This window comes from Streptomyces kebangsaanensis (assembly GCF_001906585.1).
GTDB classification, from domain to species: Bacteria; Actinomycetota; Actinomycetes; order Streptomycetales; family Streptomycetaceae; genus Streptomyces; species Streptomyces kebangsaanensis.
The window spans coordinates 1-558 of record NZ_JUJA01000005.1 but is presented as its reverse complement, the minus strand read 5'-3'; the positions used below and the strand labels follow the sequence as shown (position 1 = coordinate 558).

1 protein-coding gene is annotated in these 558 nt (G+C 67.4%); it reads right to left on the bottom strand.

All coding sequences use genetic code 11. The annotated features are described in order from the left end of the window. Positions 1-75 precede the first annotated feature (75 nt). Positions 76-558: GTP-binding protein (locus RH94_RS00070; RefSeq protein ID WP_073945631.1), on the bottom strand; the 483-nt coding region annotated here is incomplete at its 5' end.

Sequence of the window (558 nt, the reverse complement as noted above, 5' to 3'; positions counted from 1 at the left end):
CCAGCCCCAATGCACCTACGACAACTGTCGTACGGCCTCGCCAACTTGACCACTACGGGTAATGGCCCCCGGGCGTTACTTGAGCCGGGCCATCAGGGCGTGTTCGACCAGTGTGATCAGCGTCGTCTTGGCGTCCGTACGGTGACGGGCGTCGGTGGTGACGATCGGCGCGTCGGGACCGATCTGCAGGGCCTCGCGGACCTCGTCCGGGTTGTACGGCTGCTGGCCGTCGAAGCCGTTGAGGGCGATGACGAACGGCAGGCCGCTGTTCTCGAAGTAGTCGACCGCCGGGAAGCAGTCGGCCAGGCGCCGGGTGTCGACCAGGACGATGGCGCCGATGGCGCCGCGGACCAGGTCGTCCCACATGAACCAGAACCGGTCCTGGCCGGGCGTGCCGAACAGGTAGAGGATCAGGTCCTGGTCGAGCGTGATGCGGCCGAAGTCCATGGCCACCGTGGTGGTGGTCTTGTCCCCGGTGTGGGTGAGGTCGTCGATGCCCGCCGAAGCGGACGTCATGACGGCCTCCGTGCGCAGCGGGTTGATCTCCGAGACGGCGCC